The 18252-nt window shown below is 65.6% G+C and carries 24 protein-coding genes; 2 read left to right on the forward strand and 22 right to left on the reverse strand.

The genetic code is table 11. The features are described 5' to 3' along the window. Window positions 1–79: 79 nt before the first annotated feature. The 3 genes from WJ12_RS24475 to WJ12_RS24485 form a co-directional block, all read right to left on the reverse strand. On the reverse strand, window positions 80–889 hold the full coding sequence (locus WJ12_RS24475; RefSeq protein ID WP_034185728.1) for a BPSS1780 family membrane protein: 810 nt from the start codon (window positions 887–889) through the stop codon (window positions 80–82). Continuing rightward, on the reverse strand, window positions 880–1878 hold the full coding sequence (locus WJ12_RS24480; RefSeq protein WP_059558417.1) for a homoserine kinase: 999 nt from the start codon (window positions 1876–1878) through the stop codon (window positions 880–882). The genes WJ12_RS24475 and WJ12_RS24480 overlap by 10 nt, the downstream gene beginning before the upstream one ends. A gap of 101 nt (window positions 1879–1979) precedes the next feature. Further along, window positions 1980–2375 (reverse strand): hypothetical protein, encoded by a 396-nt coding sequence (locus tag WJ12_RS24485; RefSeq protein ID WP_021160838.1) that lies wholly within the window; start codon window positions 2373–2375, stop codon window positions 1980–1982. Window positions 2376–2504: 129 nt separating this feature from the next. Here WJ12_RS24485 and WJ12_RS24490 point away from each other — a divergent pair, with 129 nt between their 5' ends. Continuing rightward, a complete protein-coding gene (locus WJ12_RS24490) occupies window positions 2505–4031 on the forward strand; it encodes an AMP nucleosidase (RefSeq protein WP_034185973.1) in 1527 nt (508 codons plus the stop codon). 70 nt (window positions 4032–4101) lie between these two features. Here the strand turns inward: WJ12_RS24490 and WJ12_RS36905 are convergent, their stop codons facing one another. The 13 genes from WJ12_RS36905 to WJ12_RS24550 all read right to left on the reverse strand — a co-directional run bounded on the left by WJ12_RS36905 (window position 4102) and on the right by WJ12_RS24550 (window position 11549). Next, on the reverse strand, window positions 4102–5208 hold the full coding sequence (locus WJ12_RS36905) for a tyrosine-type recombinase/integrase (RefSeq protein ID WP_236871766.1): 1107 nt from the start codon (window positions 5206–5208) through the stop codon (window positions 4102–4104). Beyond that, window positions 5205–5528, reverse strand: coding sequence for a DUF4224 domain-containing protein (locus WJ12_RS35220; RefSeq protein ID WP_017922873.1), 324 nt, complete (start codon window positions 5526–5528; stop codon window positions 5205–5207). The genes WJ12_RS36905 and WJ12_RS35220 overlap by 4 nt, the downstream gene beginning before the upstream one ends. A gap of 607 nt (window positions 5529–6135) precedes the next feature. Then, window positions 6136–8928 carry a toprim domain-containing protein gene (locus WJ12_RS24500; protein WP_069245881.1) on the reverse strand — a complete coding sequence of 931 codons (2793 nt, stop codon included), beginning with the start codon at window positions 8926–8928 and terminating at the stop codon, window positions 6136–6138. Between the two features lie 2 nt (window positions 8929–8930). Beyond that, window positions 8931–9185, reverse strand: a complete 255-nt coding sequence (locus WJ12_RS24505; RefSeq protein WP_069245882.1) for a hypothetical protein — start codon at window positions 9183–9185, stop codon at window positions 8931–8933. Beyond that, window positions 9182–9544: a hypothetical protein gene (locus WJ12_RS24510; RefSeq protein WP_069245883.1), complete on the reverse strand. Its 363-nt coding sequence runs from the start codon at window positions 9542–9544 to the stop codon at window positions 9182–9184. The genes WJ12_RS24505 and WJ12_RS24510 overlap by 4 nt, the downstream gene beginning before the upstream one ends. Window positions 9545–9547: 3 nt before the next feature. Beyond that, window positions 9548–9895, reverse strand: a complete 348-nt coding sequence (locus WJ12_RS24515) for a hypothetical protein (RefSeq protein ID WP_156810503.1) — start codon at window positions 9893–9895, stop codon at window positions 9548–9550. A gap of 4 nt (window positions 9896–9899) precedes the next feature. After that, window positions 9900–10094 (reverse strand): hypothetical protein, encoded by a 195-nt coding sequence (locus WJ12_RS24520; RefSeq protein ID WP_069245885.1) that lies wholly within the window; start codon window positions 10092–10094, stop codon window positions 9900–9902. A 43-nt stretch (window positions 10095–10137) separates the two neighbouring features. After that, window positions 10138–10326 carry a hypothetical protein gene (locus WJ12_RS24525; RefSeq protein WP_069246043.1) on the reverse strand — a complete coding sequence of 63 codons (189 nt, stop codon included), beginning with the start codon at window positions 10324–10326 and terminating at the stop codon, window positions 10138–10140. Between the two features lie 11 nt (window positions 10327–10337). Beyond that, window positions 10338–10532 (reverse strand): hypothetical protein, encoded by a 195-nt coding sequence (locus WJ12_RS24530; protein WP_017923635.1) that lies wholly within the window; start codon window positions 10530–10532, stop codon window positions 10338–10340. A gap of 88 nt (window positions 10533–10620) precedes the next feature. After that, window positions 10621–10869 (reverse strand): Ogr/Delta-like zinc finger protein, encoded by a 249-nt coding sequence (locus tag WJ12_RS24535; RefSeq protein ID WP_006757081.1) that lies wholly within the window; start codon window positions 10867–10869, stop codon window positions 10621–10623. 27 nt (window positions 10870–10896) lie between these two features. After that, the gene (locus WJ12_RS24540) at window positions 10897–11085 is read right to left on the reverse strand and encodes a hypothetical protein (protein ID WP_017923636.1); all 189 of its coding nucleotides are present in this window, start codon (window positions 11083–11085) and stop codon (window positions 10897–10899) included. A gap of 28 nt (window positions 11086–11113) precedes the next feature. Beyond that, the gene (locus tag WJ12_RS24545) at window positions 11114–11305 is read right to left on the reverse strand and encodes a hypothetical protein (RefSeq protein ID WP_012327650.1); all 192 of its coding nucleotides are present in this window, start codon (window positions 11303–11305) and stop codon (window positions 11114–11116) included. 16 nt (window positions 11306–11321) lie between these two features. Beyond that, window positions 11322–11549 (reverse strand): hypothetical protein, encoded by a 228-nt coding sequence (locus WJ12_RS24550; protein WP_236871768.1) that lies wholly within the window; start codon window positions 11547–11549, stop codon window positions 11322–11324. Between the two features lie 75 nt (window positions 11550–11624). Between WJ12_RS24550 and WJ12_RS24555 the strand changes: the two genes are divergently transcribed. Continuing rightward, window positions 11625–12116: a helix-turn-helix domain-containing protein gene (locus WJ12_RS24555; protein WP_017923638.1), complete on the forward strand. Its 492-nt coding sequence runs from the start codon at window positions 11625–11627 to the stop codon at window positions 12114–12116. Here the strand turns inward: WJ12_RS24555 and WJ12_RS24560 are convergent. The 6 genes from WJ12_RS24560 to WJ12_RS24580 form a co-directional block, all read right to left on the reverse strand. After that, the gene (locus tag WJ12_RS24560; protein ID WP_017923639.1) at window positions 12107–12487 is read right to left on the reverse strand and encodes a helix-turn-helix domain-containing protein; all 381 of its coding nucleotides are present in this window, start codon (window positions 12485–12487) and stop codon (window positions 12107–12109) included. The genes WJ12_RS24555 and WJ12_RS24560 overlap by 10 nt on opposite strands. Window positions 12488–12952: 465 nt before the next feature. Next, on the reverse strand, window positions 12953–14104 hold the full coding sequence (locus WJ12_RS24565; protein WP_069245886.1) for a phage late control D family protein: 1152 nt from the start codon (window positions 14102–14104) through the stop codon (window positions 12953–12955). After that, entirely contained in the window at window positions 14101–14529 is a 429-nt protein-coding gene (locus WJ12_RS24570; protein ID WP_027809278.1) for a phage tail protein, read from the reverse strand. The genes WJ12_RS24565 and WJ12_RS24570 overlap by 4 nt, the downstream gene beginning before the upstream one ends. Before the next feature lie 13 nt (window positions 14530–14542). Further along, window positions 14543–17794, reverse strand: coding sequence for a phage tail tape measure protein (locus WJ12_RS24575; protein ID WP_069245887.1), 3252 nt, complete (start codon window positions 17792–17794; stop codon window positions 14543–14545). Beyond that, complete coding sequence (locus WJ12_RS35230) at window positions 17791–17910, reverse strand: GpE family phage tail protein (RefSeq protein ID WP_017922482.1); 120 nt, start codon at window positions 17908–17910, stop codon at window positions 17791–17793. The genes WJ12_RS24575 and WJ12_RS35230 overlap by 4 nt, the downstream gene beginning before the upstream one ends. Then, window positions 17910–18221: a phage tail assembly protein gene (locus WJ12_RS24580; RefSeq protein ID WP_069245888.1), complete on the reverse strand. Its 312-nt coding sequence runs from the start codon at window positions 18219–18221 to the stop codon at window positions 17910–17912. Before WJ12_RS24580 ends, WJ12_RS35230 begins: the two co-directional genes overlap by 1 nt. Window positions 18222–18252: the final 31 nt, after the last annotated feature.

Raw genomic sequence — 18252 nt, forward strand, 5'->3', positions numbered from 1 at the left:
GGAGATCGGCGGTGCGCCGGGGTGGCGACCCGGCGCGATGAACGGCGTGCCGGCCGGCGCCGTGCGCCGGCCAGGGGTGTCAGCGGCCCGACGTGGCCGTCGGCGCGCCCGGCTCCTGCACGCCGAAGCAGCCGCGATAGGTCGCGTAGAACGAGCAGTACAGCATCGTGACGATGATGATCGTCACCGGCATCATGATCGTTAGCGCGTAGGCGCCGGCGCCGAGCGCCTGCAGCAGCAGCGACAGCGCGAGCGACGTGCCGAGCGCGACGGCGAACCACAGCATGCCGTACACGACGAACGCGCCGCGATTGCGCCAGCAGCTGACGACGCTGAAGAACAGCGCCTTCGCGGGCGGCACGTCATGCCATGCGACCAGCACCGGCGCGAACCAGAACAGCATCGCGACCGGCAGATAGAGCAGCGTCGCGAAAAACAGCGCGCCGAGCGTGCCTTGCGCGGCCAGCGATTCTGGCGTCGCGCTGGCTTCGTCGGCCGCGCCCATCATCACGTGGAACAGCGCGCCGCCGTCGACGAACGACGAAGCGGCGAACACCAGCACCATCGACGCGACGTAGATCAGGCCGAGCACCAGCAGCCGCTGGGTCGCGACGGTGCCGTACGAGCGGAAGCCGTCGACGAGGATCGTCGGCATCACGGGTTTGCCGGCCACCGTGTCGCGGCACGCGGCCATGAAGCCGACCGCGATGCCGGGGATGAAGACCAGCGGCAGCGCCGAGCCGATCACGGGCACCATCGACACCAGCGTGATCGCCAGCAGGTACGTGAAGAACAGCGTGATGAAGGCGAGCGGATTCCGGCGGAACAGCCAGACGCCTTGACGGAACCAGACATAGCCCGTTTTGGCGGGCACTTCGATCAGTTGCATGCGGTTTGGATCTCGGGAAGCGCGGGCGTATGCGCGATGCGCTCGCGCAGGATGCGTTCGAAATGACCGGGGTCGTGCGGCTTGAGCATCTCGGCCGCACGCGGCAGGTAGAAGTCGTACAGGCGCGATACCCAGAAGCGGTACGCGCCCGCGCGGAGCATGTTGCTCCAGTGGCGCCGCTCCTCGGCCGTGAACGGTCGCACGGTCTGGTACGCGCGCAGCAGCGCATCGGCGCGCGCAGCGTCGAGCACGCCGGTCGCGAGGTCGACGCACCAGTCGTTGACCGTCACCGCGACGTCGAACAGCCACTTGTCGCAGCCGGCGAAATAGAAGTCGAAGAAGCCGCCGAGCCGCACGTCGTGGCCGGTGCCGGGCGCCGCGTGCGCGAACAGCACGTTGTCGCGGAACAGGTCGCAATGGCACGGGCCGGCCGGCAGCGCCGCGTAGTCGTCCGACGCGAAGAAGGCCGCCTGGTGCGCGAGCTCGCCTTCGAGCAGCGCGCGTTGCGCGTCGGTGATGAACGGCACGATCGCCGGCACGTTTTCCTGCCACCACGGCAGGCTGCGCAGGTTCGGCTGGTGGTTCGGATAGTCGCGCCCGGCGAGGTGCAGGCGCGCGAGCATCTGCCCGACCTCGATGCAGTGTTCGACCCCCGGCGCGAGTTCCGCCGCGCCGTCGAGCTTCGTGACGATCGCGGCCGGCTTGCCGTGCAGCTCGCCGAACAACGCGCCGTCGTCACGCGGAATCGGGTCCGGCACCGGCACGCCGTGGCCGGCCAGGTGGCGCATCAGGTCGAGGTAGAACGGCAGCTGTTGCGCCGAGAGCTTTTCGAAGATCGTGAGGACGTACTCGCCGCGCGTCGTCGTCAGGAAGAAATTGCTGTTTTCGATACCGGACGGAATGCCGCGGAACGCAAGCACGTCGCCCAGTTCGTAGTGGCGCATCCATTGCGCGAGATCGGAGTCGGAAACAGCAGTGAAAACGGCCATGCGGGATGCGTCAGGTCAGGGTGTCGGCACGCGGGCGGCGTGCGTCGCGACAGCAGGTGAAGGGGGGCGGCGCGCCGCGAACGATGCGGCGGGCCACGGAATCAGTAGCGCAGATTCAGCGACGGCAGCCGCGTGATCGGGATGCCCGCGTCGTGCGGCTTCGGCGACGTGTCCGGCGTCGAGCTCATCTGGTAGCGCGTGCCGAAATTCGACTTCACGTCGATCTCGACCGGCTTGCCGCGGTCGCGGTACTCGGTGACCTCGGTGCCGTTCTTGCTCTTTTCGTGGAAGCTCGGCGTGCGGCGGATGTCCGCGAAGTCCACTTTCGACGTGACTTCGGCGCCCGGCCGGTTGATCTTGCGGAGATCGGGCAGGCCGGCGGCCTCGTTGGCCTCGGCCCGGGCCTGCGCGTCGGCGTCAGGCGTGCCGCCGGCGGCGTAAGCGGCGCTGGCGGCGGCAAACGCGGCGGCAGCGACGACGAGAATGAGCGGCTTCATGATGAGTCTCCAGTGAACCTACCGATTTTAGCAAATACTGCGCGCCATCCGGCCCTGGCGTGCGCAGGGCCGGCCACAAGGGTGACCGGGTTCCGTGGTAATGTCGTTCGATCAGACGAGGTGATGAAAATGAAGAACGATTTGAGCCGCCGGCACCGCGTGCTGTCGCCCGACAGCCCGTCGGTCGAGGCTTTCGACGACCCGATCGCCGCCGTTGCGCGGCTGTCCGCGATTTACGACACGAATACCGGTTTCCTGCGCGACGCCTTCGCGCGCTATCGCCGCCACGAACCGATTACCGAGCACGTGCGCGCGTGTTATCCGTTCGTGCGGATCCGCACCGACGTCAACACGCACGTCGATTCGCGCCGCTCGTACGGTTTCGTCGCGGGCCCGGGCGTGTTCGAGACGACGGTCACGCGCCCCGATCTCTTCGCGAACTACTATCGCGAGCAGTTGCGCCTGCTGTCGAAGAACCACCATGTCAAGATCGAGATCGGCGTGTCGTCGCAGCCGATTCCGATTCATTTCGCGTTTCCGGAAGGCATCCATCTCGAGGGCGAGCTCGACCGCGACCGCCTGCTCGCGATGCGCGACATCTTCGACACGCCCGACCTGTCGTATCTCGACGACCGTATCGTCAACGGCACGTTCGAGCCGGCGCCGGGCGAGCCGCATCCGCTCGCGCTGTTCACGGCCGCGCGCGTCGATTTCTCGCTGCACCGGTTGCGTCACTACACGGCGACGTCGCCCACGCACTTCCAGAACTACGTGCTCTACACGAACTATCAGTTCTACATCGACGAATTCGTGAAGTTGGGCCGCACGGTGATGACGGAAAGCGACGATCCCGAGGTGCGCGCCTACCGCAGCCAGTACAGCGCGTTCGTCGAGCCGGGCGATGTCGTCACGTACAACGCGAACCTCGGCAGCGAGCCGTCCGAGGGCGCTGCGCCGCCGCGCCTGCCGCAGATGCCCGCCTATCACCTGAAGCGCGCGGACGGCAGCGGGATCACGATGGTCAACATCGGTGTCGGTCCGTCGAACGCGAAGACGATCACCGATCACATCGCGGTGCTGCGTCCGCACGCGTGGGTGATGCTCGGCCACTGCGCGGGGCTGCGCAACACGCAGCGTCTCGGCGATTACGTGCTCGCGCACGGTTACGTGCGCGAGGATCACGTGCTCGACGACGACCTGCCGCTGTGGGTGCCGATTCCGGCGCTGGCCGAAGTGCAGCTCGCACTCGAGCGCGGGGTGGCCGACGTCACGCGGCTGGAGGGCGCGGAACTGAAGCGCGTGATGCGCACGGGTACGGTCGCGAGCGTCGACAACCGCAACTGGGAACTGCGCGATCATCGCGAGCCGGTGCAGCGGCTGTCGCAGAGCCGAGCGATCGCGCTCGACATGGAAAGCGCGACGATCGCCGCGAACGGCTTCCGCTTCCGCGTGCCGTACGGCACGCTGCTGTGCGTGTCGGACAAGCCGCTGCACGGCGAGCTGAAGCTGCCCGGCATGGCCGACACGTTCTATCGCGGGCAGGTCGATCAGCATCTGCAGATCGGCGTGAGGGCGATGGAGATCCTGCGGACAAACGGGCTCGACAAGCTGCATAGCCGCAAGCTGCGGAGCTTTGCGGAAGTGGCGTTTCAGTAACAAAACCATTGTTGTACAAGGCTCCCCGGTCGGTCCGGGGAGCCTTCGTGTCTAACATGAGCGTCGGTGTCTAACTTGCACGCGTCAATGGAACTGGTTGGACGCGTTCTACTTCGCGTGATTTCGTGTAGTGCGCCGTCATGCTTTCAGTCGTGTGGCCGGCCAGTGATTGCGCTGCCGCGGCCCCACGCTGCCGCTTCAGATCGGTCAGCGCCTTCGCCCGCAGATCGTGGAAGTGCATGCCGATCAGGTACAGCGGGTCCGGGGCGATTCCCCTTTCTTCGCAGTCTTTCTCGTAGGCCGATCGTGCGCGCTGGCAAGCGCGTTTCCACCCTGAGTACGCACCCATATAGGTGAAGCGCCCGCCGGCGTGCGTGCAAATCACTGGCCCGATGGCGGTGATCTTGCCGCCGCGTGCACGATCCAACGTTTCTCGCAGGTCGGGTGTCATCTCGATCAACAGGCGCACGCCGCTGCTGTTGACCGTCTTGCTCGGGTGAAACGAAATTCCCTCGTCGGACACGTCCTGCCAGTTGAGTGCGAGAAGATCGCCGATACGTTGAGCGGTCTGGTACGCCAGATCGATCAAGCAGAGGATTGACCGTGCGGACGATGTTTTGTAGCCAGCACCGGCAACGATCGCCGCCCGCACTGCGTCCAACTCGTCGTCCGTGATGTAGCGATCCCGCTTCTTTTCCCTCGCCGCGCCGATCTCGCGCGCGGGATTACTGTCGCAAAAACCACGCCGGACTGCATGCATGAAAATCAGCGACAGCAATGCCTTGTGCTTGTTGCTGCTACTCGGCTTGTCGCTGAAATGCTTGTCCAGGAACCGAGCAACATCGGTCGGCCGGACGTCCTCGATCAGCCATTGCGGGCCAAACTCCTTCCGGATGAGTCCGATCATCTTGACGTAGTTGCTGCGAGTCTTCGGCGCATACCCTGGAAGCTTTTTCCTCACCCAATCGTCGATGAGGGCCGGCATCGTGTTCTCGAGTGCTGCCTTGTTGTCGCATGCACGCGTGAACTCGGCCAGCGATTCGTACAGACGGACGATGCCGTCTTTGACGCGGCAAAGCTTGTGCCATTTGCGGTCCTTGTCGACGAACCACCATGACCCGTGTTTCTCGTAAACGCGAGCGGGGAGGAACGAGGGGCTGTTGCGGCGTCCGATCATTTCGTAGCGTCCTTCATGTCAGAGGTTAGTTTTGGGCGTTTCCGGTTGAGCCGTTTTTCTTGGGCGGCGAAACCGAGCACGTGGTGTCGCCAAACTCTCACGCTGCCATCAGGGCGGCGGTCGGCTGGAATCCCCGCGAGCGCGAGCGCCCGAAGTTGTCTGGCCGGCTGGCGGTATCCAGTTGCCTCGTAGATTTCGTCCGTGGTCAGGGTGAGCAAGTTGGCCTGGCTAGCGTGTGCGTGCCCTGTCTCGGCGTTGTCGTGCGGGGGGAGAGGGCGCAGAACAACTCGTGGACACGTGGGATGCATAACGTCTTGCATTTAACTCGTTGATTTGTAAAGTTTATTGTTGCCATCATTTGCCACGAAAAACTCGTGGCACCCCCTTCCGACTCGTGGCCTAAAAAATAGGCAGCGTCCGCGACTCGTGGCAAAACGCGCTCGACTCGTGGCACGGCTTTTCGGCTGACTTCTTGCCCTTCTTCGTATTCTTTCTTCTTCTTTTTCAATGAATTAGAGAGAAGAGAAAAAGGGCCGACGGCGGCCGGCGAAAAAAACGGACTAGTGGCAAAAACGCCTCGACTAGTGGCAATTCGAATGCGATTCACGGCGGCACTCTTCTCAACAATCAAAGACTTACGAGCGGACAGACCCGAAAACCACGATTCACGTGCGCTGCCTGCCCGTTCCCTGTGGAAAAACGGGTTCGCGCGGCCCCCCTTCTTCAAGGCGAGCGCAGTTCCCCGGCCGTTTCGACTTGCGGGGGGGACGGGGGGAACCGGACAGCACGGCGGCCGTGTGACGGTGTGCGCCGACTGCTGCGCGCATCGACGCACGCACCGGAAACCCGAATACAGGGCCGCTACGCGGCCGGAAGGAATAAGAGAAGGGGTACGGCCGCACGGCGGCCGCGTCGGCTGAGAGGGCGTCACGCTGCGACCCCTTGCCGTGCGTCGGTCGCCAGGTCCTCACGGATCGACACGTGCAGCCCGAAGCCGGCCAGGCGGTCCAGCGAGATCGGGGTGAGGTACGGGACGCGCCGGGTGTAGATTCGCCGCTCGACTTCCTTCTCGCCGACCACGACGCCGGCGTGCTTGAGCTGCGCCTTGAACACGCGGTCGGATTTGACCGGCAGGCCGTTCCATTTGTCGCGCAGCGCGCTCGTGTGGGCGATGTGGTCCATCACATGCCCGGTGCGCAGCAACAGGCAGAACTCGCCGTCGACGGTATCGAAGGTGAACGGGTGCTTGTAGTTGCCGCCGTCGATCTCCGACAGCACGGTTTCCATGATCCAGACCCACGGCTCGCGATCGGCGCTCGTCTCGGCGATGTGCCCGTTCATTTCGGCGAGCAGGTCGCGCGGGAAGTCCCCCTCGGTCGGGTCCATGCCGGCGAACTCGCACAGGTAGCGCCAGGCGAGGGCGACGGCGGCATAGTTGCCAGCCATCCGCTTCGCGCCGTCGTCCTCGCCGCTCGCGCGGCAGTTGGCCAGCGCTTTGTCGCGCAACGTCGTGTACTGGTCGGCCACGGCGCGCTTGTCCAGGCCGGCGAGGAATTCGAGCCACTGGCGAACCGGGAAGCGCGGCAGGTCGTCCGGCATCAGCGGACCGCGCTTGCCGGTCAGCGTCGTACGCACGAGCTTGCCGAGCAGGCTGCGCACGGGCACGTCCTCGCCGGCCAGCATGACGGGCGCGCACAACAGGTATTCCGTCATGTCGGTGCCGCGCCGTGTCACGGTGTACTGGTAGTTCTCCTGCAGCAGGCCGACGGCCTTGTCGATCACGTCTTGCCGGCGCGCCGACAGCTCTTCCCATCCGACCGGGTGGCTCGTGTGGCTGATGCTGGTCAGCAGGCGGAACTCGGTCTGCAGCGACTGCCCGGAAAACATCGTGAACGCGAGCGTGCGCTCGAGGCGCTTGATGAGCGTCGACTTACCCGCCCCCTTGTTCGCCTGGATCGTGATGTGCGGCCAGAAACCGAGCAACGCCTTCAGGTGGCCGCCGAGCGCCCACACGAGCGGGATCGTCGCGGCGTTCTGCTTGAACGTCGCCTGGTACGCGGTGATGACGCGGCGCGCGTCGCTGGCCGGCCCGGTCGGGAAGGTCAGGTTGTGATACGGGCACTGCTTGTCGGCTTCGGTGAAGTAGCAATCGGGGCCTTCGTTGACGATCAGGCGGCCGTCGCGCCAGGCGAGCCCGACGAAGTTCGCCGCCTGGCGCGCGCCGAGGTCTGCGCCGCGTTCCAGGATGTTCACCATGCGCTTGAACGGCGCCGGCGCCCAGATCGGGCCGAACTTGCCCCACTGGTCGACGTTGTGGAGCTGGTCGTCGAGCATGACGCGACGCGTGAGCTGCGCGCCGTGGCGCGGCGCCTGGACCGACACTGCGAAGTAGACGGTGGGCGCCTGGTCGGCGTCGCCCGTCATCGTCGACGTCGCGCTCGCGACCGACACGCGGCTGATGCCGGCAATACGGAAACCGCACAGGTCCGTGATGACCGGCGTCTCGACGCCCGATTCTTCGTTACGGTCCATCTTCGTGATGTAGCTGGTGAAGTCCGGCCGGACGCGGAAGCGCCAGTACTGCGCAAAGTCGTGTGAGGGCAGGAAGATGCGCGGCCGGCCGCGACGCGAGGCGTCGCCGGCGAGGCCCGCGATGAGCCAGGGCTCGAGCTGCTCGAGCGCCCGCGACAGCTCGAGCGGGCCGCGCAGCTGCAGGTAGTCGTTGACGTCGTTGATCGGTTTCGCGGTTTTCTCGCCGTCCGCGAGGTCGGCCAGCCAGCCGGCCTGGTCGACGAGCATCGCGCTGATGTTCAGCGCCGTCAGTCGTTCGTAGAGCGCCCACGCAGCCTCGGGACCAGGACGGCGGCCGGCGCGCGGGTGACCGTCCGCGAACGGCTCGTCGTTGTCCAGGCAGATCACGACCTGCTTGCCGCGCAGGAACGTGAAGTCGATGCCGTCGACGTTCGCCAGGCCGCGTAGCGCCAGGGCAGCGGCGCCAGGGATCGCGCACGTATCGATCGACAGCGCATTGATCGCGCTTTCGACGATGAACACGCGCTTCGCCTTGTCAAGCCGGCGAAGGTCGGCGGTCCAGCCGTAGCCGGCCTTGTCGCCCTGGGTCTGCGTCTTGACGCCGCCGTTGAGCGCCGGATCGACGTAGCGCATGTCCACGGCGACGACCCGCGCGTCGCCCGGTGCGCGGACGATGAATGCAGCAGCCGGGCCGGCGTGACCGACTTCGCCGACGGCGACCTTCGAGCTTGTCCACGTATTGAAACCGAGCGCACGCGTGGCGATCGCCGCGTCGATCGCGGCGGCGGAAATGCCACGGCCGCCGAGGTAGTCACGCACCTGGTCGCGCTCGGCCAAGCACCGATCGGCGATGTATTCGACGGTCGTTTTCTCGCGGCGCTCGGCCGGCGCCGGCCGATCGAGCGGAAAGCCGTACGCGTCGTGCAGGTAGCGCACCGCGTCGGCGACGGTGCCGCCGCGCGCGTGAATGACCAGGTCGATACACGAGCCGCCTACGTCGGCGCTGTGGTCGCGCCAGCCGGTGCCATGCTTGGGGTGGTTCACGTAGATCGACAGGGACGGGCTCTTGTCGTCGTGCTGCGGCGAGTGGTACAGCGCGCGGTCGCCGCCGCGACCTCGCTTCAGGCCGAGGCGGTCGGCGAGGTCGTGCAGGTCGATGCGTTGTTTCAATTCGTCGATCGTGGCCATCGTTATTGCTGTTGCGATTGATGCAGGGAAAGAGCGGCCGGGTTGCCGGGTGTCGCGGGGCTGTCGACGAGCGCGCGCAGCGCGCCGGCCGACGCCGGGAAGGCGAGCGCCAGGCGATCGCCTAGCACGCTGACGAACAGCGCGAGCACCGCGACGCGCTGCAGGCCGCCGGGTTCGTGGTCGAAGCGCAGCGCGTCGGCCGCTGCCGCGATGGAGGCCGCGAGCGCGGCGTCGTGAGGGGTAGTGGTGTGCGTCATGCTGCGGCGCCTCCGAGGATGTCGTGGTGGTTCTGCTGCAGGCGATAGGCAGCGTGCTGCAGCTCGTAGCGCGAGACCGTCGCTTGCTCGAGGATTTCGCGCAGCCGGCGCCGATTGCGATCGACGTTCGACGTCGCGTTCGCGAGCGCCGCAGTGCGCGTCGCGCCGTGGCCGATGCGCATGCCCGATATCAGGTGCGTGACGATCCACTTTTCGGGATGGCCGTCGTGCAGGTGCGACTCGGCATGGATGCCGAACGTCGCATCAGCGCAGTTCGGGATGACGACGTGATCGCCGGCAACCGTGCGCAGGCCGGCCGGCGTCAGCAACTCGTAGCGGATGGTGGCTTCGTGCTTCACGGGTCACCCCTCCTGGCCGGGAAACAATGCGTCGACGATTGCGTCGGCCAGCGCCACCCAGGCACGGGCGCGCGGGCTCTCCAGCTCGAGGACGTCCTGGTTCGGATTGGTTTGCGCGTAGCCGGCGTACGCCATGAGCTTCCCGACGACGATGCGGACGCGCTGCTCGCGATTCAGCGTCGGCGGGAAGGGGCTCGTGCGCCGTACGGCGGCCCAGAATTCACGAGCCGCGGCGTCGACGGTCAGGTGGTCGGCGATCGTAATGCGGCCGTCGCGGTGGATGGTGAACAGCACTTCGCTGTAGGCGGCGCTGACGAACCGGAAAGAGGATTGCTTTACGTTGGACGTCATCGCATTACCCTCGCGGCGGGACGGACCAGGCCAACGCCGCGACCAGGACGATCATCGCGACTGCGCCGATCACGAAAGCGATCGAACGGGCGTATCGAACGTCGAACAGACGCAGCACGTCGGCGGCCAGGCTGTATGCGCCAGTGAGTGAGAAGGAGAGCATCAGCAGCACGCCGATGCCGAAAACGTAGGGCTTCATGATGTGATTCCAGGTGTGTGCGCCGGCGGCCGGCGCGGATGGGTCAGTCGAAGTCATTTGCAGCGCGGCGTTTCCCGTCGAGGGGCGGGGGCGCGGGCTGTCGATCGCGCCACACGCTCGCCGTGCATTCGAAGGCGCGGCGAGCGGCCGGGTGAAGTGAGTCGAAGTCGCCGACCATGTGCAGGCGGTGCCATGTCGCGCGCAGCTCGAGCTCGGTGAGAGTGGGGCGCATCGCGTGGACGGTCAGTGCAGCCATGCGAGGATCGGCGTGCCGTTTGCGTGGTCCCAGGTGACGCGGAACCCGAGCGCGGTCGCCGAGCGCACGAACACGTCGGCGCGCACATCGGCGACGGAGATCTTCTTGAGGTAGGCGACGCGTTCGTCGTAGGACATCGATGCAGCGAGCGCGGCGAGCGGGACGTGGATCAGCGTTTGCATACGGCCTCCAAGAAATTTCAGGCAAAAGGAGTCCCTCACGCCCGCAGAGCGGGCGCGATGGGTGTTCAGCGAAACAGCGGGTTAGGGCTTAGGCGTCGAGCAGCGGGAGCTGTCGCGAATCGGTCGGAAGCCGATCAACCTTGCCGATCGGCACGTACACGTGCGGATTCGGGTTGAGGCTCGGCGCGATCGTATGGACGGTCGCGACGTGGATCTTGTAGGTCGTCGCGCATTCGATGTTGGTGCACTGGCAGTACGCCTCGCGAACGAGAGCGGACAGCGTGCGGCTGGTTCGAATGACGGCGCGGCTGCCGCAGTGGTGACACTTCAATTTCATCGTGACTTCCTGTCGGAGACTGCCGCGTTAGTTACGGCTGTTGGTTACGGCGTAAAGCGCCCGGTTTCGTCCGGTGAGGCGACGCGCACCGTTGCGCAGTCGTCGCTTCACGAGCCATTCGGCCGCTTGCTGGATCGTCGCAAGACCTTCCTGCTGTCGGACGCGTTCGAGTAGTTCGGCTTCTTGCTCGGTGAATGTGAGTTCGATTTCGGGCATTGGATCGGCTGCTCTAGGGCTGCTGTTTTCAGCCGTGCTCGTGGGCTACATTGCACGCTGGTATCAGAGCCTCAGCGGCTTCGCGCAAAACCATCTGGCGAATCAGCGTTGCGGCGGCCTCGCCTTGGTAGTTGGCGAGCGCGGTGATGAGGGCGTATTCGTAGTCGTCGAACCGCACCATTAGGCGGTTGTCGCGGACGCGTTTTGGATCCGGATACATGGTGGTCACCTCGGGTTCAGCTTGCGGAAACGTTGCCCGTGGTGTCCTCAAACGAGGACATCTTGGCGAGGTAGAGGGGGAGCCCTTCGAGATAGATGAGACGCGCGAGGCTCGACAGCGAGCGCCGTTCTTGGTACCCGAGCTGCTCGAGCTGGGCACGCTCTGCGGGAAGGAGGCGCAGCGAAACGGTCTTGCTGGACATGACGCCCGGCGGCGCACGCCGCGGGCCTTTGTGGGTAGTCATGGCGGGTATACTCAATTTCGATAGTGCTTCACTAGGGATAAGTGAAGTGTAAGTTACTCAAAACGATTACGCAAGATGTCGGATACAACAATCGGATTACGACTGAGGGAGGAGCGGATGCGCATTGGCATGAGCCAGGCGGAATTCGCTGCGCTCGGCGGGCTCGGAAAACAGGCAGAGTTCAACTACGAAGCCGATGCCCGATCGCCCGATGCGAACTACCTGGCGGCGCTTTCGAAGGTCGGGGTCGACGTGCTGTACGTCATCACCGGCGAGCGCACACAGGGGGCGCCGGTCCCGGACGATGAGGCCGAGCTGCTCGACGGCTTTCGCCAGTTGAACGACATCGGCCGCACGGCCGTTCAGGCGTCGATCAATGGCTTCCTGCTTGCGGGCACGATGACGATCTCGGGCGCGCCGGCGAAGCGGCTTCCGCGTCTTGCTGAAAATCGAGCAGCGAAATTGGATGCTGCGGCGCTGCAGGCGCTCAAAGATGCACAGGCAGACGCAGTGCGCACGAAGGGCGCGCGTTCGCCGCGTAAGAGTGGTATGAAAGATCAGGACTGACGGAGTGTCTCTGCGGCGCGCTCAAGCGCCGCCATCGCTGTTTCGACTTCGCCCAGCACGTCGATCGTCGTCATGCCGATCGATTCCTCACGGGACAGTTCGCACAACGCACCGAGTTCAAGATCAAACCGGGCTACGACGGCGCGGAGCTGCGCGCCGAATTCCGTCAGCCGAAACCCATCACTTCCGGAACGACGCTCCATCAGCGACCGGCCTAGCACGCGCTCGAGTTCAGACACTTTCTCGCTGACGGTCGGTCGCTGCACCCCCATAGCCTGCGCCGCTTCCGAAATGCTGCGATAGCGCGTGATCTCACTGTATGCGCGCAGCAGATTCCAGTTGAGCCGAGGGGAAGTCGTCCGGGAAACCATGATTCGAGCGGTAGTTGTTGTTGCCGTAATGCGCGCTTCGCAGTGGCGGGGACGAGTGGTCGGGAGAAAGGCCGCGAAAGTTAGGCGTTTTCCTAACTTTCATCGGGCTTTCTCCTTCATTCCATTTGTCTGAAAAAAACATGAAAATGGGGCCGCGTTACAGCACGCGTGAATGCCGTTTCACGTCGTAGCGCCTCTCAAAATATCCGAAGAGGAAGCCGTTGTGAGTAACAAGCCGCAAGAGCCGCAATTCCGAAATGAAACAGCCGAGGACGGGGTAATCCGACGCTGTACCGAAGCCACGATAGCCGCCCAATGTGGGCGCGCCAGCTCAACTGTATCCGGGAACCGCGAGGCGCGCGCAGTGCGCGACTTGTCGGCCGGTGAGCGAGCGGCGCTGCTCGCGCAGGTGACAAGTGCGATGTTGAGCCTATCGAACATCCGCGACCTGCTACTGACGTAACGTCAGCCCGCCTCCGGGGTGTCGATCTCTGGCACCTCGCTCGCCTTGACCTCTAGGTCGAGGTCCGATGTAAATCCGCCGTTACCGTCGATCGAATGTGTAACGCGCGCAATGATCCAGTTGCAATCATCAATGACACGTTTGTAACCGCGCACGGTTACAGGTAATTCGGTCATCAGCTCGGGGCGGCCGAGCGCCAGCACAATGCTGAATTCAGCAACGCCGCGCTGCAACTTCTCCCACTCCGCCTTCGCCGCGCGCGTCGCGTTCGCCTTGTTCGCGTACGTGTGCCGCAACGTCTTCACGTTCTCGGCCGTGCCGAACAACACGTCGCCGCTCTTGTCGATCGGCTTCTTCTTCGCCGTCGTGCGCCGCCGACGCCGCTTCACGGTGGTCGACTGCTTCTTCGCGGTGCGCGTGTTCAGGTAGAACGCCTGCACGCCGGAATACGTGTCCCGATCGGCGACGCCGAAGTCGTGACGGTCGCCGACGTCGCGCGTGATCGTGACGGCCGGCAGTGGCTTACCGCTCGCCGTGGTTGCCTCGCCGGCCTTGATGAAGAGCAGCAGCCCGTTCTTCACGGTGGCGATCGCGTCAAACATCTTTGCGAGGCGCGACAGCAGATTGGCATCCGACTCGGCCGTCTGGTCGATGTGGTCGACGAGCTGCCCGTCGAGCGCCTTGCTGATACGCGCCTCGACCTTGTTCTGACTGGCGATCGCGCGCACGATTGCGCCGACCGTCTGCCGATGCCACGAGCGCTCCTTCTTGATCGACAGGCCCGAGCGCAGATCGACGCTGCGCGCGCGGATCGTCAACACGTCCGGCGTGCCGGTGTGCCGTACCTCATCGACCATGAATTCGCCCTTGTCGACCAGGCCGTTCGCCGCGCCGGCCCAGCCGATCGCCAGCTTCAGCGTGACGCCGCGATTCGGGATCTCGAGGGCACCGTCAGAATCGTCGAGGCTGATGTCGAGCTGGTCCGCTTCGAAGCCGCGGTTGTCCTGCAGCGTCAGCGAGATCAGCCGGCCGTCGAACTTCTTCGTGATGTTCTTGCCGTTGAGCGTGATCGAGTAGATCGCACGCGGTACGCGATCGTCGGCGATCACGACCTTCTGCACCAGGTCGGCGCCAGGGATGTCCGACAGGTTCATAGCGAGATCGCCCCCTTGATGGCGTCGGTCACGATGCCGAGCATGTCGAGATCGTCGTTGCGCGTCAGGGCAATGGTGAACTCGATGCGCCGCGCGGTGCCGTCGTCGAAAAACAGCGTGCGTGTCGTGTCGATGTTGTCGATCGTGAACATGCCGTAGATGTGTCCGGTGCCCTCGATCAGCGGCCAGGCGGTGTGCTGGTCGGCCATCGCTTCAATGACGGCGAGTGACATGTCGCCGCCCGTCAGCTCCGGCAGCAGCACGCCGGACAGGCTGATGGTTTCGTCGTCCTCGCCGACGTACTGCCGCGCGGGCTTTTTGCCGACGCGGTTGTTGCTGGCGAAGCGCCAGCCGCGCCGGCGCTTCAGCTCCTGGTAGGGCAGGGTCGACAGGCTGAACACGAACAGCCCGAGCGCCATCATCATGCGAACCTCTCCTTCAATCCCGATCGCGCAGTCGCGAGCGCTCGCGCGCGCCCTGCGCGGCCTGTTCCTGGCGCAGCACCTGGCGAACTTCCTGCGCGATTGCATGCGCGTCCATGCCAGGCGCCGCGTACACGTTGATCGTGATCGGCGCCGGCGTGGCCGGCGCGCGGGCGGCGACCGACGCAACCGTGAGCGGCGGGCGGTTGTCGACCGTGAGCGGGGCGCCGCCGGCGATCGCCGCGCCCGTGATGCCAATGCCGGCGCCGGCGGCAACGATCCGCTTGCCGACTTCCAGCACGGTCGACAGCGGCCCGTCCTGGCCCTCGCGCAGGCCCTGCTCGAGGCCGGCCATCGTGAAGCCACCGAGCGCGGCGAACACGCGGCTCGGCGAATGGATGCCGAGCTTTTCCTTGAACCAGCCGATCACGCTGCCACCGGCCGACTCGATCGCATCCTTCACCGAGCCCAAGCCGCTTTTGATGCCGTTGACCAAGCCGGACATCAGGTTCGCGCCGAAGTCCACGAAGCGCGCAGCAGCCTGCGCCGCGACAACGACGATATCCGCGAGCCACGCGCCGAACCCCTTGCCGGCGCTGGCCGCCGCGTCGAGGCTTTTCTTGCTGGCGTCGACCGGACCCAACAGGCGCGTGATCCAGTCCCACGCGCTCTTTACGGCACCGACCAGCCAGTCGAACACGGGCTTCAGAGGCGCGAACGCCGCGCCGAGCGTCGCGAGCACGCCGCTGAAGATCGGCGCGAGCGGGCGCAGGCCCTCGGTCAGCCCCTGCCAGAAGCCCGAGAAAAACGCCTTGATCGGCTCCCAATACTTGATGACCAGGAGCGCGGCGAGCGCGATGCCGGCGATCACCAGTCCGATCGGATTCATCAGCGCGGCGCGGCCGACGAACAGCAGCGTCTGCGCGAGGCCGCCGAGCGCCGCGCGCACGCCGTTGATCGCGCCCATCGTGCCGCCCTTGACCAGATCGAGGCCGCCGCGCGCCGCGTTGACGGCCATGCCGGACGCGCCGCGCCGAGCGACGTACTGGCGCGCCGTCGTCCAGCGCGACGCCGCTGCTGCACGCTTCGCGGCCGCCTGGGCGGCAACGGCCCGCCACACCTGGACGGTGTACTGCCGCGCGGCGCCGGCGCCATCCTTCATCGCGGTCGCGGCCGACACGCCCCATTGCTGGATCGACGCCTTCGCGGCCTGGCACGCGGCCGGCACGCGCTGCGCGAGCGACGCGAGATAGGTGCGGAGGGACGACGCGGCTGCTCGAGGCGACGACGCCTGCCATGCGCTCGACAGCGCAGTGCGGATGCGCCCGGCTGCGGACTGCGTGCCCTTGCCGGCGGCCGTGACGCCGGCGGCTGCGCCGGCCGCCGCGCGGGAAATGCCACGCAGCGCGCCAGCGCTGGCACCGAGGGCGCGCACAAAGGCGCCGCCCTGAATGCCGAGCATCGACATGCTGAAGCGCACGATCGCCATCGGCCCGAGAACGGCAGCCAGCGCGATCGTCAGCGTGCCGAGGACGGCGAGCAGCACGCCCAGGCCGGCGGCGCCGATCGCGACGGCGCGCGTGAAATTCGGGTACTCCTTCGCGAAGTCGAGCAGCCGCTCGAGCACGCTCGTCGTCAGCTCGAGCGCGCGGTTGTACACGGGCAGCACCTGCTCGCCGATGACGGTGCGCAGGTTGCGCACCTTCTCGAGAGCGATCAGCTCCTTCCCTTCGGTTTGCTTCTGCGCCAGCTCGTGCAGCTTGTCGATGCCGTACGCGCCACGGTTCAGCTTTTCATTCTTGTGAATCTGCTCGCGCTGCATGTACATCGTGGCGAACAGGTTCGCGCCGTTGCCATTCGTCATGATCGTGGAGAATTCCTCCAGGATCTTCGCGTCGGACGTGATGCCCTTGGCCTTCAGCTTCGGCAGCAGCACTTTCTCCAACCACTCGAACGGCGATGCGTTGAAGAGGTCGCCCTGGATCAACGCGCCGGGCTTGATGCGCTTCACGTTGCCGATCGTGTTGTATTCGACCGACTTCTTATCGACCAGGCCCAGCTCGACCAGACGCTTCGCGGCACGCACCGTCGTCTTGCCCTGCATCAGGTTGCTGTACGCGGCTTGCACGCCAGTGCCGGCCGCATGCCCGCCCATTTCCTGGATCAGCGGTTCCATCTGGTAGTAGAACGCGTCCTGGCGCATCTGCTTCGCCGCGACCTTGCCGGTCTGGATGAAGTTGCGCCACTCGTCGCCGCCGACGCGGCCGCCCGTGGCGGTCAGCACCTGCTGGACCATGTTCGCTTCGCCCTTGAACGCTGCCTCGCTTTTCGTGCCGCCGCGCAGCTCGATCACCTTCAGCATGTTCATGAACTTTTCTTCGTTCTCGTGCCCCTGGCCGGCACCGAACATCGCCTCGTTCGCGAACTTCATCTTCGCGAGCGTCGGCATCACCATCTGCGCGTGATGCTCGTCCGCGAAGATGGACATCGCGTCGCGCATCAGTGTCATGTTTTCGGCAATCGCCACGCCCGGCGATTTCATCGCGCGCACGTAGCGCTCGGCATCCTGCGTCGCATGGTCGCCCAGTCCGAGCCCTTGGATGCGGCCGCGCTCGTTCTGCACCTTCTTCGCCTCGGCGAGCGGCTCGCGCAGATCATTGAGGATGTGCGAGCCCGTCGCACGCGCGGCGTATCCGCCGATCGCCATTTCTGCCGCTGCGCCGCGCATGGCGCCCATCTTGGCGCGCGCGTCCGCGATGTGTTTCTGCCGGGTGTTCAGCGCGTCGAGCCGGCGCGATTGGGCGTCGATCGCGCCTGTCGTTGCGGCGATGTCGGTGCGTAGCGTGCGCTCGTGCTGCGAGAGCCTGCCCGTGTCGACGCCGGCGCGGGTCAGCCGCGTGCGCAGCTCGTCGACACTGGCGGATTGCTTCTTAAACGCGGCGCCGAGCTTCGACGAGGCTTGCCGCGCCTTCGCCAGCTCGGCAACCATTTGTTGCGATGGCGGCCCGTACGCGCGCAGTGACGCCGCGAGTTCCTTAACCTTCTTCTGCGCATCGGCGAGCTTCGTCGCGGTGTTGGCGAGTCCCGTGCGCATCTCGCGGAACTCGCCGATGCGCCGTTGCGTGTCGTTGAGTTCCTTGAGCCGCGCGCGCGTGTCCCGAAGGTCCTTCGCGAGCGTGCGATTTCGGCCGGCGATCTCGCGGATCGGACGGCTTGCCTGGTCAAGCGCCTTGAGAACAACCTCGAGCCGCAGGGAACGGTCGCTCATGCGTCACCTTGATCATGGCGTTCACGCGCGCGCTCGCGCCAGGCCATCAGGTCAGGCAGGGGCATGGCGTCCATTACATCGGGCGACCAATGGAACACGAGCGCGATGTCTGCCATTACGTCGTCGACGCCTCGAGGGAGACGTCCACCTTCGACGAGTTCGGCAGCAAAAAACCAGCCACCTCGGTGCCGAGCTGCAGCAGGTCGGCCGGGTCCATGCGCTGCACATCCTGGTCGGTCAGCGTCGGATTGCTGATGCGCGGCAGCACCTTCGACAGCGCGATGACGTCGAGCTGCAACAGGTCAGTCAGGGCGACGCCGCGCAGCGCGCCGGAATGCGGCTTGGTCAGCGTGATGGCGGTGATTTCTTGCTCGCCGCGCCGGATCGGCGTGTCGAGCGTGATGACGGCGGATTGCTTCGATTGCATGGTGTGTTTCCTGGAGGGATAGAGGGGTGCG

The organism is Burkholderia seminalis (assembly GCF_001718535.1).
Lineage (GTDB): Bacteria > Pseudomonadota > Gammaproteobacteria > Burkholderiales > Burkholderiaceae > Burkholderia > Burkholderia seminalis.